At 65.6% G+C, this 13,343-nt stretch carries 14 protein-coding genes and 1 pseudogene; 12 read left to right on the forward strand and 3 right to left on the reverse strand.

The window, feature by feature from the left end:
* Nucleotides 1–171 precede the first annotated feature (171 nt).
* The 11 genes from rpsE to AC3ARF_RS03670 all read left to right on the forward strand — a co-directional run bounded on the left by rpsE (nucleotide 172) and on the right by AC3ARF_RS03670 (nucleotide 8,165).
* Nucleotides 172–711 (forward strand): 30S ribosomal protein S5, encoded by a 540-nt coding sequence (gene rpsE, locus AC3ARF_RS03620; RefSeq protein ID WP_498930352.1) that lies wholly within the window; start codon nucleotides 172–174, stop codon nucleotides 709–711.
* Nucleotides 704–901, forward strand: a complete 198-nt coding sequence (rpmD, locus tag AC3ARF_RS03625) for a 50S ribosomal protein L30 (protein WP_498930354.1) — start codon at nucleotides 704–706, stop codon at nucleotides 899–901. Before rpsE ends, rpmD begins: the two co-directional genes overlap by 8 nt.
* Nucleotides 901–1,344, forward strand: a complete 444-nt coding sequence (gene rplO / locus AC3ARF_RS03630; protein WP_498931742.1) for a 50S ribosomal protein L15 — start codon at nucleotides 901–903, stop codon at nucleotides 1,342–1,344. Before rpmD ends, rplO begins: the two co-directional genes overlap by 1 nt.
* Before the next feature lie 7 nt (nucleotides 1,345–1,351).
* A complete protein-coding gene (gene secY / locus AC3ARF_RS03635; RefSeq protein ID WP_498930355.1) occupies nucleotides 1,352–2,710 on the forward strand; it encodes a preprotein translocase subunit SecY in 1,359 nt (452 codons plus the stop codon).
* Nucleotides 2,711–3,025: 315 nt separating this feature from the next.
* A complete protein-coding gene (gene rpsM, locus AC3ARF_RS03640; protein ID WP_498930357.1) occupies nucleotides 3,026–3,382 on the forward strand; it encodes a 30S ribosomal protein S13 in 357 nt (118 codons plus the stop codon).
* 12 nt (nucleotides 3,383–3,394) lie between these two features.
* Nucleotides 3,395–3,787, forward strand: coding sequence for a 30S ribosomal protein S11 (gene rpsK / locus AC3ARF_RS03645; protein WP_498930359.1), 393 nt, complete (start codon nucleotides 3,395–3,397; stop codon nucleotides 3,785–3,787).
* Nucleotides 3,788–3,801: 14 nt separating this feature from the next.
* A complete protein-coding gene (gene rpsD, locus AC3ARF_RS03650) occupies nucleotides 3,802–4,431 on the forward strand; it encodes a 30S ribosomal protein S4 (RefSeq protein WP_498930361.1) in 630 nt (209 codons plus the stop codon).
* Nucleotides 4,432–4,483: 52 nt separating this feature from the next.
* On the forward strand, nucleotides 4,484–5,482 hold the full coding sequence (locus AC3ARF_RS03655; protein WP_498930363.1) for a DNA-directed RNA polymerase subunit alpha: 999 nt from the start codon (nucleotides 4,484–4,486) through the stop codon (nucleotides 5,480–5,482).
* Between the two features lie 197 nt (nucleotides 5,483–5,679).
* On the forward strand, nucleotides 5,680–6,051 hold the full coding sequence (rplQ, locus tag AC3ARF_RS03660) for a 50S ribosomal protein L17 (RefSeq protein WP_498930365.1): 372 nt from the start codon (nucleotides 5,680–5,682) through the stop codon (nucleotides 6,049–6,051).
* 132 nt (nucleotides 6,052–6,183) lie between these two features.
* Nucleotides 6,184–6,684: a disulfide bond formation protein B gene (locus tag AC3ARF_RS03665; protein ID WP_498930367.1), complete on the forward strand. Its 501-nt coding sequence runs from the start codon at nucleotides 6,184–6,186 to the stop codon at nucleotides 6,682–6,684.
* A 92-nt stretch (nucleotides 6,685–6,776) separates the two neighbouring features.
* Complete coding sequence (locus tag AC3ARF_RS03670; RefSeq protein ID WP_498930369.1) at nucleotides 6,777–8,165, forward strand: class II 3-deoxy-7-phosphoheptulonate synthase; 1,389 nt, start codon at nucleotides 6,777–6,779, stop codon at nucleotides 8,163–8,165.
* Between the two features lie 336 nt (nucleotides 8,166–8,501).
* Here AC3ARF_RS03670 and AC3ARF_RS03675 read toward each other — a convergent pair.
* From AC3ARF_RS03675 to typA, 3 genes and pseudogenes are all read right to left on the reverse strand, one after another.
* Nucleotides 8,502–10,133 (reverse strand): annotated as a pseudogene (locus AC3ARF_RS03675) (amidase); the annotation flags it as partial.
* Nucleotides 10,134–10,309: 176 nt separating this feature from the next.
* Nucleotides 10,310–10,732, reverse strand: coding sequence for a DUF2127 domain-containing protein (locus AC3ARF_RS03680; RefSeq protein WP_498930371.1), 423 nt, complete (start codon nucleotides 10,730–10,732; stop codon nucleotides 10,310–10,312).
* Between the two features lie 68 nt (nucleotides 10,733–10,800).
* The gene (typA, locus tag AC3ARF_RS03685; RefSeq protein ID WP_498930373.1) at nucleotides 10,801–12,648 is read right to left on the reverse strand and encodes a translational GTPase TypA; all 1,848 of its coding nucleotides are present in this window, start codon (nucleotides 12,646–12,648) and stop codon (nucleotides 10,801–10,803) included.
* A gap of 182 nt (nucleotides 12,649–12,830) precedes the next feature.
* Between typA and AC3ARF_RS03690 the strand changes: the two genes are divergently transcribed.
* On the forward strand, nucleotides 12,831–13,337 hold the full coding sequence (locus AC3ARF_RS03690; RefSeq protein ID WP_498930375.1) for a peptidylprolyl isomerase: 507 nt from the start codon (nucleotides 12,831–12,833) through the stop codon (nucleotides 13,335–13,337).
* Nucleotides 13,338–13,343: the final 6 nt, after the last annotated feature.

A 13,343-nucleotide genomic window follows, 5' to 3' on the forward strand; every position in this document is an offset into this window, starting at 1 on the left:
GCTTGAAGGCGTGGGGCATCGCCCCCACGCCTCCTGCACGCGACAAGATTTGCCGCCGACGGGGCCTTCCGTCGGACGCGCCATCCGGATTGCCGGTGGCGTGGGACGCCCGATGTACCCACAACCATAAGCGGCGAAGCCGCAAATCCTTCAACTACAGAGAATTCAGAAATGGCAGATGAGCGTGCACCGCGGGGTCGTGATCGCGACCGTAACCGCGAAGAAATCGACGACGGCATGATCGAGAAGCTGATCGCGGTCAACCGCGTCAGCAAGACCGTCAAGGGCGGTCGCCAGTTCACCTTCACCGCGCTGACGGTGGTGGGCGATGGCAACGGCAAGGTCGGCTTTGGCTACGGCAAGGCGCGTGAAGTGCCGGTCGCCATCCAGAAGTCGATGGAGTACGCCCGCAAGGCGATGAACAATGTCGATCTGAACAACGGCACCCTGTGGCATGCGGTGAAGTCCGGCCACGGCGCGGCCCGCGTGTTCATGCAGCCGGCATCCGAAGGTACCGGCGTGATCGCCGGCGGTGCGATGCGCGCCGTGCTGGAAGCGGTTGGCGTGAAGAACGTGCTGGCCAAGGCCGTCGGTTCGCGCAACCCGATCAACCTGGTTCGCGCCACCATCAAGGGCCTGACCGACATGCACTCGCCGTCGCAGATCGCGGCCAAGCGCGGCAAGAAGGTGGAGGATCTGATCAATGGCTAAGAACGAAGCAGCGACCGGCACCATCAAGGTGCGCCTGGTCAAGGGCCTGCGTGGTACCCAGTCGCGTCACCGCCTGTCGGTGAAGGCGTTGGGTCTCGGCAAGCTGAATAGCGTCCGTGAGCTCAAGGACAGCCCGCAGGTTCGCGGACTGATCAACCAGCTCCACTACCTCGTTCGCGTGGAGGAGTAATCATCATGCGTCTCAACACTCTGCAACCCGCCGACGGCGCCCGCAAGGAGCGCACCCGTGTCGGTCGCGGTATCGGTTCGGGCCTGGGCAAGACTGCCGGCCGCGGCCACAAGGGTTCGTTTGCTCGCGCGGGCAAGGGCAAGATCAAGGCTGGCTTCGAAGGCGGCCAGATGCCCATGTACATGCGCCTGCCGAAGGTCGGCTTCCGCTCCAAGCTGAAGAACGACACGGCCGAAGTGCTGCTGTACCAGCTGGACAAGCTGGAGGCCGGCGAGGTCGACTTCGCCGCGCTGCGCGCTGCCAAGCTGGTGCCGAGCACCGCCAAGCAGGCCAAGATCGTGAAGAAGGGTGAGCTGACCAAGGCCTTCGTGCTGAAGGGTCTGCTGGCCACCGCCGGTGCCAAGGCCGCTGTCGAAGCGGCTGGCGGCAAGGTCGGGGAGTAAGCGACGCATGGCGCGGAGCGGCAACGCGATGGCCGGCGTGGGTGGCGGGCTCGGTAAGTTCACCGAGCTCCGCCAACGTCTGTTGTTTGTAATCGGCGCTCTGATCGTCTACCGCATCGGTTGCTACATCCCGGTGCCGGGCGTCAATCCCGAGGCGATGCTTCGCCTGATGGAAACCCAGCAGGGCACCATCGTGGACATGTTCAACATGTTCTCCGGTGGTGCGCTCGAGCGTTTCAGCCTGTTGGCGTTGAACGTGATGCCGTACATCTCGGCGTCGATCATCGTCCAGCTTCTGACCCAGATCGTGCCGAGCCTGAAGGCCATCCAGAAGGAAGGCGAGTCGGGCCGCAAGCGGATCAACCAGTGGTCACGCATGGGTGCGATCCCGCTCGCCGTGTTCCAGGCGTGGGGTATCGCGACCGCACTACAGGCCGGCGGTGCGAGCCAGGGCATTCCGGTGGTGTACAACCCCGGCCCGGGCTTCGTCCTCACGGCTGTCATCGCGCTGACTGCAGGCACGATGTTCCTGATGTGGTTGGGTGAGCAGGTGACGGAGCGCGGCATCGGCAACGGTGTATCGCTGATCATCTTCGCCGGCATCGTGGCGGGCCTGCCCTCCGCGCTGATCGGCATGTTCGAGCAGATCCGCAACGGCGACATGAGCCCGGTGGTCGCGATCCTGGTGGTTGCAATCGTGCTGGTCTTCACCTATCTGGTGGTGTTCGTCGAGCGCGGCCAACGTCGAATCACGGTCAATTACGCGCGCCGCCAGGGTGGCCGCAACGCGTACATGAACCAGTCGTCGTTCCTGCCGCTTAAGCTGAACATGTCGGGTGTCATCCCGGCCATCTTCGCCTCGAGCATCGTGATGTTCCCCGCGACGGCCGCGACCTGGTTCGCCCAGGGGAGCTCCAACGCATGGCTGCTCAAGCTCAGCAACATGCTGAATCCGGGCGAGCCGTTGCACATGGTGCTGTACGCCGCGTTGATCACCGGCTTTGCCTTCTTCTATACCGCTCTGGTGTTCAATTCCCAGGAAACCGCGGATAACCTGAAGAAGTCGGGCGCGCTGATCCCCGGCATCCGTCCCGGCAAGGCGACGGCGGACTACATCGATGGGGTGCTGACCCGCCTGACCGCGGCCGGTGCGATCTATCTGGTGGTAGTCTGCCTGCTGCCGGAAGTGATGCGCAGCCAGATGGGCACCTCGTTCTACTTCGGCGGCACCTCTCTGCTGATCGTGGTGGTGGTGGTAATGGACTTCATTGCGCAGATCCAGGCGCACCTGATGTCGCACCAGTACGAGAGCCTGTTGAAGAAGGCCAACCTGAAGGGCGGTTCGCGCGGTTTACCGCGCGGCTGAGAAAGTTGTTTGGCGTCTCCGCACCAGCGGCGGATTGACGACAAGAAGGGCGACTCGGGCGGCGGTCTCGCGCACGAGTGAGTTGGAACCGGTCCCTGCGCCAGAGTAGCGCGGGGGGTCGGGAGAGGGGTGAGACAGCCTCTCCCAGACAGTTCCACCTCTTCGCCGGAGCATGGGCACACTCCCCATGCCGGAGTTCCTGCGGTGCCCTTGGGCCCCGCAGGGCTTCCTATTGACCCGAGACCTTGATAAACTTGTCGATTCACTCCGTCGGATGGACTCATCCGACCGCCAAACCAAGTTGGAGATCGCGTTATGGCGCGTATTGCTGGCGTCAACCTGCCTGCCCAGAAGCACGTCTGGGTCGGGCTGCAAAGTATTTACGGCATTGGCCGTACCCGTTCGAAGCAGCTCTGCGATGCCGCAGGCGTGACTTCGACCACCAAGATCCGTGACCTGTCCGAGCCCGAAGTCGAGCGCCTGCGCGCCGAGGTCGGCAAGTTCGTGGTCGAAGGCGACCTGCGCCGCGAAGTCGGCATGGCCATCAAGCGTCTGATGGACCTGGGTTGCTATCGCGGCCTGCGTCACCGCCGCGGCCTGCCGCTGCGTGGCCAGCGTACCCGGACCAATGCCCGTACCCGCAAGGGTCCGCGCAAGGCCATCAAGAAGTAAGGGGTATAGATCATGGCCAAGCCTGCTGCTGCCAAGACCAAGAAGAAGATCAAGCGCGTCGTCACCGACGGCATCGCCCACGTCCACGCTTCTTTCAACAACACCATCATCACGATCACCGACCGCCAGGGCAACGCGCTGAGCTGGGCGACCTCGGGTGGCGCCGGTTTCCGCGGCTCCCGCAAGTCGACTCCGTTCGCGGCCCAGGTTGCTGCCGAGAAGGCCGGTCGTGCCGCCCTTGACTACGGCCTGAAGACGCTTGAAGTGCGTATCAAGGGCCCGGGTCCGGGTCGTGAGTCCGCCGTTCGTTCGCTGAACAACGTCGGCTACAAGATCGCCAACATCATCGACGTCACGCCGATTCCGCACAACGGCTGCCGTCCGCCGAAAAAGCGCCGCGTCTGAGGAGCTGAAGAGACATGGCACGTTATATTGGTCCCAAGTGTAAGCTCTCCCGCCGCGAAGGCGCCGACCTCTCGCTGAAGTCGCCCGTCCGCGCCCTGGACTCGAAGTGCAAGCTGGAGCAGAAGCCCGGCCAGCACGGTCCGACTGCCCGCAAGGGCAAGCTGTCGGACTACGCCACCCAGCTGCGTGAAAAGCAGAAGGTCAAGCGTATCTACGGTCTGCTGGAGCGCCAGTTCCGCAACTACTACAAGAAGGCCTCGAACAAGAAGGGCAACACGGGTGAAAACCTGTTGCAGATGCTCGAGACCCGCCTGGACAACGTCGTTTACCGCATGGGCTTCGCGGTGACCCGTCCGGCCGCTCGCCAGCTGGTCTCGCACCGTGGCGTGACGGTCAACGGCAAGTCGGTGAACCTGCCGTCTTACCAGGTCAAGGCCGGCGACGCGATCGCGCTCTCCGAGCGCGCCCAGAAGCAGCTTCGCGTGCAGGAATCCCTGGCCGTGGCGCAGCAGATGGATCTGTCGCCGTCGTGGGTCGAGGTGGACAGCAAGAAGTTCGCGGGCGTCTTCAAGGCCGTCCCGGACCGCGCTGACCTGCCGGCCGACATCAACGAAGCGCTGATCGTCGAGCTGTACTCGAAGTAATGACTTTGAATCCCCCGGCCCCCGCCGGGGGAACCGCAGGAGACACCACCCAATGACGGTAACCGCAAACCAGGTTCTGCGCCCCCGCGGTCCCCAGATCGAACGCCTCACGGGCAACCGTGCCAAGGTCGTGATCGAGCCGTTGGAGCGTGGCTACGGCCACACCCTCGGCAATGCGCTGCGCCGCGTGCTGCTGTCGTCCATCCCGGGCTTCGCGATCACCGAAGTCGAGATCGACGGCGTGCTGCACGAGTACACCACCGTGGAAGGTCTGGAAGAGGACGTGCTGGAGGTTCTGCTGAACCTCAAGGACGTCGCGATCCGCATGCACACGGGCGATGCGTCGACCCTGTCCCTGTCCAAGCAGGGCCCGGGCATCGTCACCGCCGGTGACATCAAGACCGACCACAACGTCGAGATCCTCAACCCGGAACATGTGATTTGCCACCTGACCAAGGACACGGCACTCAACATGCGCCTGAAGATCGAGCGTGGGTTCGGCTACCAGCCGGCCGCCGCACGTCGTCGTCCGGACGAGGAGACCCGAACCCTGGGTCGCCTGATGCTGGACGCCAGCTTCTCGCCGGTCCGCCGCGTCGCGTATGCCGTGGAAGCGGCCCGCGTGGAGCAGCGTACCGACCTCGACAAGCTGGTGCTCGACATCGAGACCAACGGCACGATCGACGCCGAGGAAGCCATCCGCACCGCCGCAGAGATCATCACCGACCAGCTGTCCGTGTTCGGTGATTTCACCCAGCGTGGTCCGGGCACCCAGAAGCCGGCCGCGGCCGGTGTCGACCCGATCCTGCTGCGCCCGATCGACGACCTCGAGCTGACCGTGCGTTCGGCCAACTGCCTGAAGGCCGAGAGCATCTACTACGTCGGCGATCTGATCCAGAAGACCGAGGTCGAGCTGCTCAAGACCCCGAACCTGGGCAAGAAGTCGCTCACGGAGATCAAGGAAGTCCTCGCGCAGCGCGGTCTTTCGCTCGGCATGAAGCTCGAGAACTGGCCGCCGGCGGGCATTGCCTCGCACGGGATGATGGGCTGATTACAGCAGTAACGTGCACCCCCGCCAGCATGGCGGGGGTGCATTGCAACACCGCAGTACCACTGCCGACGGGCCCAAAGGCCTGCGGCATGTCCGGTCACGGAGGGCCGGCACGGACCAACCGCAGTCCAAGCAGCAACGCCGGGATGGCGACAGCGAAGTTCAACAGTCACAGCATTCGATAAGGAATCTTACCCATGCGCCACCAGAAGTCGGGCCGCAAGTTCAACCGCACCAGCGCCCACCGCGATGCGATGTTCACCAACATGGCCGCTTCGCTGATCAAGCACGGCCTGATCCGCACCACCCTGCCGAAGGCCAAGGAACTGCGCCGCGTTGCCGAGCCGCTGATCACCCTGGCCAAGGTTGACGGCGTTGCCAATCGCCGCCTCGCCTTCTCGCGCCTGCGCGACAAGGAAGCCGTGGGCACGCTGTTCACCACGCTCGGCCCGCGTTACGTCGAGCGTAACGGCGGCTACACCCGCATCCTGAAGTGCGGCTTCCGTGCCGGCGACAATGCGCCGATGGCCTACGTCGAGCTGGTCGACCGTCCGGCCGCAGCGGAGTAATCCGGCTGCAGATTCGTGCCGGTGGCGGAGACGCCCCGGCTCGCACGAAGCCCCGGCCCTGCGCCGGGGTTTCTGCGTTTTGGCGTTGTGCACTTCGCAGCGCCCGGCGTAGCCGGTAAGCTCATCGTCATGATGAATGCCCTACTGCGCGGCTCGTTCCGCACGCAATTCCTGCTCGGTTTCGTTGCCTGTGTGGGTCTGCTCGCGTACGCGATCTACCTGCAGCTCCACGATGGGCTGGAGCCCTGCAATCTCTGCATCTTCCAACGCCTGGCGTTCGCCGGGCTGGGCCTGGTGTTCCTGCTGGGCGGCCTGCATGGGCCGCGAGGCGCTGGTGGACGTCGCGCCTATGGCGTACTCGCGGGGCTCGCGGCCCTTGTTGGCATTGCAATCGCCGCACGGCACGTATGGATCCAGGTGTTCCCATCGCCCACTGCGAGTTGCGGCGTGCCGCTGTCGTTCATGCGCGAGACGATGTCCACCACCGACGTCATCCGCAAGGTGATGACGGCGACCGGCAATTGCGGCGACATCGACTGGACCTTCTTGGGCCTGTCGATGCCTTGGTGGAGTCTGGTGTGGTTCGTGCTGCTCGGGGCGTGGGCCATGTTCGCCGCGTTCCGGCGCAGTTGAACTCCAGTCCAAGGTTGCCCACGTAACGGTTGCAGCCCATCGGGACCGGGCGGATGATGGGTTGCTGCTCCGCAACAACCGTCGTGAATGCCATGTCCAATACCCCCCGCAACCTGCAATCCGTGAACCTGCCCAGCGAGTGGACGCCATCGTCCTGGCGCGCCTATCCGGCGCTCCAGCTGCCGCAGTATCCGGATGCGGAGGCGCTGGAGGAGGCCTTGGTGGAGTTGCGAACGCTGCCGCCGCTGGTGACCTCATGGGAGATCCTGGCGCTGAAGCAGCAGATTGCCGACGCGCAGGAAGGCAAACGTTTCCTGCTGCAGGGCGGCGATTGCGCCGAGACGTTTGCCTCGTGCTCGTCTGAGGTCATCTCCAACCGGTTGAAGGTGTTGCTGCAGATGAGCCTGGTGCTGGTGCACGGCCTGCGCAAGCCCGTGGTGCGCGTGGGCCGGTTCGCTGGCCAGTACGCCAAGCCGCGCTCGTCGGACACCGAGACCATCGATGGAGTGACCCTGCCCAGCTACCGTGGCGACCTGGTCAATGCGCCGGCGTTCACCGCTGAAGCCCGCGTTCCGGACCCGCGCCGGATGATCAAGGGCCACGCGCGTTCGGCGATGACGATGAACTTCGTCCGGTCGCTGATCGACGGCGGTTTCGCCGACCTGCACCACCCTGAATACTGGAACCTGAGCTGGGTCGGCCACTCGCCGCTTGCCGACGAGTACCGTCGGATGGTGAATGGCATCGGCGACGCGGTGCGCTTCATGGAGACCCTGTCCGGTTCGCAGGTGCACAACCTCAACCGGGTGGATTTCTACACCTCGCACGAGGCGTTGCTGCTCCCGTACGAGGAGTCGCAGACCCGGCAGGTGCCGCGCCATTGGGGCTGGTTCAACCTCAGCACGCATTTTCCGTGGATCGGCATGCGCACGGCGGCGGTGGACGGAGCGCACGTGGAGTACTTCCGCGGCATCCGCAACCCGATTGCGATCAAGGTTGGACCTTCGGTCACGCCGGACCAGCTGCTGCGCGCGATCGACGTGCTGAATCCGGAGGACGAGCCGGGTCGCTTGACCTTCATCCACCGGATGGGCGCGGCGCAGATCGCCGAGAAGTTGCCGCCGCTGCTGGAGGCCATGCGCCGCGACGGGCGCCGCGTGCTCTGGATCTGCGATCCGATGCACGGCAATACCGAGAGCACCACCAACGGATACAAGACCCGGCGCTTCCGCAACATCCGCAGTGAGCTGGAGCTGTCGCTGGACCTGCATGCGGCCGCTGGCACGCGTCTGGGCGGTGTACATCTGGAGCTCACGGGCGAAGATGTCACCGAGTGTCTGGGTGGCGCCCGCGAGTTGACCGAGAGCGACCTGGAGCGCGCCTACCATTCGACCGTCGACCCGCGCCTCAACTACGAGCAGGCACTGGAAGTGGCGATGCTGATCGTGCGCAAGCAGGAGCAGATTTCCGCGCCGGTGTGAGTTGCCGGGAACGCGGACCTGCACGGGTCCGGGTCGGTGCCAGCAAAAAAGGCCGCGGGTGACCCGCGGCCTTTTGTCCGTGTGCGTACGGGATCAGCGGGGCTGGTCGGTGGACGCGCCGGACAGGGTGGTGGGCCGGGGGCGCGGACGCACGGGGCTCGCGGGCGGTAGCGTTTTCGTAGCCGCCGTGCTGGCAGTCGCCGCCGCGGGGCTTGTCTGCGGCGCGGTGGTCGCAGCGGACTGGGTACCTCGGGGAGCTGCGCCCGCTGCAGTGGTTGTTGCAGCGGCGACGCCCATCGGGGCGATGTTCGCGATTGCGCCATTGTCGACCGCCGTGGCCGCCCGCGCAGGCGCGGGATCCGACCCGATGCTGGCGACGAAACGCGGCGCTTTGCGGGCCTTGGTGGCCTGTTCGAAGCTATAGGCGAACCCCAGAAGCCGTGGCTCACTCCACGCCGGGCCCATGAAGACGACGCCGACCGGCAGGCCTTTCACGTCGCCCATGGGCACCGTCACGCTCGGCGTACCCGCCACCGCCGCCATTCCGTAGCCGGCCCCCAGGAAACGATCCCCTTGGGCGAGATCGGTGCGCCAGGCGGGCGATGTGGCTGGAGCGATGAGCGCGTCCAGTCCATGGGCTGCCAGGGTGGCGTCGAGGCCTTCGACGCGGGCCAGGCGGCGGGCGTCCGCTCTTGCGGACAGGTACGCCGGATCGCCGAGCGAGCCCTTGGCCTGCGCCTGCTGCAGCAGGTCTTGGCCAAAGTAGGGCATCGTGGTCTGGTGGTGCCGCTGGTTGTAGTCGATGACGTGGGTCAGCGTGGTTACCGGCGCGCCACTGTTGAGCAGGTAGTGCTCCACGCCTGCCTTGAACTCATAGAGCAAAACCTGGAGCTCGGCGTCATTCCATTGGCCCCAGGTCGGCACGGTCACATCCACCACTTGGGCGCCGGCCTTGCGCATGTTGGCGATCGCACGCTCCATGGCGGCATCAGTAGCGACGTGGTAACCCATGGCCTGGCGGACCACGCCAAGGCGCGCGCCCCGCAGCGCGTCCGGCCGCAGCCGCGCCTCGTAGTCGAAGACCGCACGCCCGGCGCTGTCGGCGGTAATCGGATCGCGATCGTCACGGCCAACCATAACCGACAGCAGTGCGGCGGCATCGGCGACCGTGCGTGCCATCGGCCCGGCCGTATCCTGCGTCCGTGAGATCGGAATGATGCCGGTGCGGCTGATCAGGCCCACGGTGGGTTTGATGCCCACCAAGCCGTTCACGGCTGACGGACAAATGATGCTGCCGTCGGTCTCGGTGCCGACGCCAAGCGCGGCCAAGTTGGCAGCAACTGCCACGCCGGTGCCGGAGCTGGAGCCGCACGCATTACGGTCGAGGACGTACGGGTTGCGGGTCAGTCCGCCGCGGCTGCTCCAGCCGGAGGTGGACTGGTTCGAGCGGAAGTTGGCCCACTCGCTGAGGTTGGTCTTGCCCAGGATCACCGCACCCGCATCGCGCAGGCGGCGCACCAGGTACGCATCCGCCTTGGGCTGGTGATCAGCCAGTACCAGGGAACCGGCCGAGTTGGCCATGGGCGTGGCGTCGATGTTGTCCTTGACCAGCACGGGGATGCCATGCAGCGGCCCGCGAACGCGCCCGGCGCGGCGTTCGGCATCGCGTGTCTCCGCCTCCTGCAAGGCGAGCGGGTTGGTCTCGATGACGGCGTTGAGCTTCGGGCCTGCATCGTCGATCGCGGCAATACGGTCGAGGTAGGCCTGGGTCAGCGCCCGGCTGCTCAGTTCGCCACGCGACATGCGTGCCTGCAGGCTGGCGACATCGGCCTCGGCGTAGGCAAAGTCGTCGCCGGCCGGCACGGCCGCATCGGCTTTGTCAGTGTCGCTGAAGGACAGGCTAGGCATGGACGCGCGGTCGCAGGCCACCGTGGCGGCGACCAGCGCAGCCAGGACGAGCAGTCGCATTGCGATTCCCCTTTCGCAGATTTGCCCGCCGAGAATAGCGTTACCGGGGGGGCGGGGAAGGAGTGCGTGTCCAGAGTGCGACCGCGGTCAACTGACGGAGCGAACGCGTCCACACTCGGCGGGCCTGGGTCGGCCGCTGAGGGGGTGCACCCGATACGTGTGGGTTGGCGGTGCCGTTACCGATGGCGCTTGGCCAAATCGCGGCCCAGTACCCAGACCACCAGCAGGTTGATGACCAGCACGCCGGCTTCCAGCCAGCCGGGGTGGGTAAGGAGCGCGTAAAGCTCGAAGGGCAGGTAGACAGCAGCACCGAGGCAGCCCAGCCAGGAGCCCCATGCCCTGGCCCGCCACAGCCCCCACGCCTCGATGAAGCGCATCACGGCGTAGGCGAGGGTGACGGCAATGGCCACCCCCAGCGATTCGGGGTTGATGCCTCGCAACAGCGAGGCGACCGGTCCGTGGGAGGGATTGAGGTGCAGCTTGATTGCAGCGCCGTCCAGGGCGTGTTGCAGCGCGGACGGCCCGGCCCAGGCGAGGCCCGCGCCGGCCAGCAGGGCGATCAGGCCCTTGGCCGCCTCGAAGACGGCGATGGCGTGCAATCCCGGATGCGCATGCGGATCCGGGTTGTAGTGCGACTGCGTCTCCAACGTGGGGACGAGTGCCGGACTCAGGCAGCGCGCGAGGCGCGCTTGCGATCGTTCTCGGTGCGGAACTTCTTGCGCAGGCGGATCTGCCTCGGCGTGACTTCGACCAGTTCGTCGTCGTCGATGAATTCCAGCGCCTGCTCCAACGAGAACTTGATCGGCGGGATCAGGCCTTCGTCATCGTCCTTGCCCGAGGCGCGGAAGTTGGTCAGCTGCTTGCCGCGCAGGGCGTTGACCGTGAGGTCGTTGTCCTTGGCGTTGATGCCGACGATCTGGCCCTCGTAAATCTCCTCGCCCGGCTCGATGAAGAGGCGGCCGCGTTCCTGCATCGCGATCTGCGCGTAGGCCGGCGACGGACCGGTGCCATTTGAGATCAGCACGCCGTTGATGCGCTGGCCGATGCTGCCCTCGGACTTCGGGCCGTAGTGGTCGAAAACGTGGAACAGCAGGCCGGTGCCCGCCGTGAGGGTGCGGAATTCGGTCTGGAAGCCGATCAGGCCCCGCGCCGGGATGAGGTAGTCCAGGCGCACGCGGCCCTTGCCGTCGGGCTCCATGTTCTGCAGCAGGCCCTTGCGCTCGCCCAGCCGGCCCATGACGCCGCCCTGGTACTGCTCGTCCATGTCGACCACCAGCGATTCGTACGGCTCCTGCAGGATGCCGTCGATTTCCTTGATGATGACCTCGGGTCGCGACACGGCCAGCTCGTAGCCCTCGCGGCGCATGTTCTCGATCAGGATCGACAGGTGCAGCTCGCCGCGACCGGAGACCTTGAACTTGTCGGCGTCCTGGGTGTCCTCGACCTTCAGCGCCACGTTGTGCGCGGTCTCGCGGGTCAGGCGGTCACGCAACTGGCGCGAGGTCAGGAACTTGCCGCCGCTGCGATCCTTCACGCCAGCGAACGGCGAATCGTTGACCTGGAAGGTCATCGAGATCGTGGGCTCGTCGACGGCCAGCACCGGCAACTGTTCCACCGCTGCCGGATCGCACAGCGTGTCGGAAATGCCGATGCCCTCGATGCCACTGAACGCGATGATGTCGCCGGCCTGCGCTTCCTGCACCTCGACGCGCTCCAGGCCCATGAAGCCCAGCACCTGCAGCACCTTGCCGCTGCGGGTCTTGCCTTCGCGGTCGATCACGGTGACGGTCTGGTTGGGCTTGAGCTTGCCGCGCTGGATGCGGCCCACGCCGATGATGCCGACGTAATTGTTGTAGTCCAGCGAGGTGACGCGCATCTGGAACGGGCCATCCGGATCGACTGGCGGCGCGGGCACGTGCTCGCAGATGGCTTCGAAAAGCGGGGTCATGTCGCCTTCGCGCACGCTCTCGTCCATGCCGGCGTAGCCCTGCAGGCCCGAGGCGTAGACGGTAGTGAAGTCGAGCTGGTCGTCAGTGGCGCCCAGCCGGTCGAACAGGTCGAAGGTCTGGTCCAGCACCCAGCTCGCTCGTGCGCCCGGGCGGTCGACCTTGTTGACCACCACGATCGGCTTGAAGCCCATCGCGAAGGCCTTCTGGGTGACGAAGCGGGTCTGCGGCATCGGGCCGTCCATCGCGTCGACCAGGATCAGCACCGAGTCGACCATCGACAGCACGCGTTCGACCTCACCGCCGAAGTCGGCGTGGCCCGGGGTGTCGACGATGTTGATGCGCCAGTCCTCGCCCGTCTTCGGGTTGGTCCAGCGGATCGCGGTGTTCTTGGACAGGATCGTGATGCCACGTTCCTTTTCGATGTCATTGCTGTCCATCACGCGGTCTGGGACGATGGCGCGCTCGTTCAGGGTGCCCGACTGCTTCAGCAGCTGGTCGACGAGGGTGGTCTTGCCGTGGTCGACGTGGGCGACGATGGCGATATTGCGCAGGCGTTCGATGGACATCGGGAAGGGCACCACGGTCGGTGGCGCCTGTTTTTGGAAGGAAGCGGACCAGTATACCGGAACCGCCGGCGCGACCGTGGGTAGGTACCTGAACGGTCCCGACCCCTTGTGAGACGGGGGCGGCGCCTCCATCTCGCGCCGGATGGGCCCAGTGCCCCGACCCCAACCCACAGGAGACGGCCATGAGCCTGATTGCCCACTTTGACACCGAGCGCGGCCCGATCCGCATTGAACTGGCTGCGGATAAGGCCCCGCTGACCGTGGCCAACTTCGTCAACCTCGCGCAGCGCGGCTACTACGATGGCCTGAATTTCCACCGCGTGATCGCGGACTTCATGGTTCAGGGCGGTTGCCCGGAGGGCAGCGGACGCGGCGGTCCCGGCTACCGCTTCGAGGACGAGACGCGCAACGGCCTGAGCCACGAGCGTGGCGTGCTGTCGATGGCCAATGCCGGCCCGTCGACCAATGGCAGCCAGTTCTTCATCACCCACGTGGCCTGCCCGTGGCTGGATGGCAAGCACACCGTGTTCGGCAAGGTGATCGAAGGCCAGGACATCGTGGACAGCGTGAAGCAGGGCGACAAGATCAACTCGGTGAAGATCGAAGGTGATGCCGCCGCCGCGATCGCCGCCAAGGCCGATCGCGTGGCCGAGTGGAACAAGACGCTGGACGCCAACGCTCGCCCCTGAGTCACC

It is taken from the genome of Lysobacter sp. KACC 24251 (assembly GCF_057747755.1).

Excerpts from the sequence above, each read along its gene's own strand:
- rplQ (WP_498930365.1), top strand. The coding sequence starts at position 5,680 with ATGCGCCACCAGAAGTCGGGCCGCAAGTTCAACCGCACCAGCGCCCAC.
- AC3ARF_RS03670 (WP_498930369.1), top strand. The coding sequence starts at position 6,777 with ATGTCCAATACCCCCCGCAACCTGCAATCCGTGAACCTGCCCAGCGAG.
- rpmD (WP_498930354.1), top strand. The coding sequence starts at position 704 with ATGGCTAAGAACGAAGCAGCGACCGGCACCATCAAGGTGCGCCTGGTC.
- typA (WP_498930373.1), bottom strand. The coding sequence starts at position 12,648 with ATGTCCATCGAACGCCTGCGCAATATCGCCATCGTCGCCCACGTCGAC.
- rpsE (WP_498930352.1), top strand. The coding sequence starts at position 172 with ATGGCAGATGAGCGTGCACCGCGGGGTCGTGATCGCGACCGTAACCGC.
- rpsK (WP_498930359.1), top strand. The coding sequence starts at position 3,395 with ATGGCCAAGCCTGCTGCTGCCAAGACCAAGAAGAAGATCAAGCGCGTC.
- AC3ARF_RS03690 (WP_498930375.1), top strand. The coding sequence starts at position 12,831 with ATGAGCCTGATTGCCCACTTTGACACCGAGCGCGGCCCGATCCGCATT.
- rpsM (WP_498930357.1), top strand. The coding sequence starts at position 3,026 with ATGGCGCGTATTGCTGGCGTCAACCTGCCTGCCCAGAAGCACGTCTGG.
- AC3ARF_RS03665 (WP_498930367.1), top strand. The coding sequence starts at position 6,184 with ATGAATGCCCTACTGCGCGGCTCGTTCCGCACGCAATTCCTGCTCGGT.
- secY (WP_498930355.1), top strand. The coding sequence starts at position 1,352 with ATGGCGCGGAGCGGCAACGCGATGGCCGGCGTGGGTGGCGGGCTCGGT.
- rpsD (WP_498930361.1), top strand. The coding sequence starts at position 3,802 with ATGGCACGTTATATTGGTCCCAAGTGTAAGCTCTCCCGCCGCGAAGGC.
- AC3ARF_RS03655 (WP_498930363.1), top strand. The coding sequence starts at position 4,484 with ATGACGGTAACCGCAAACCAGGTTCTGCGCCCCCGCGGTCCCCAGATC.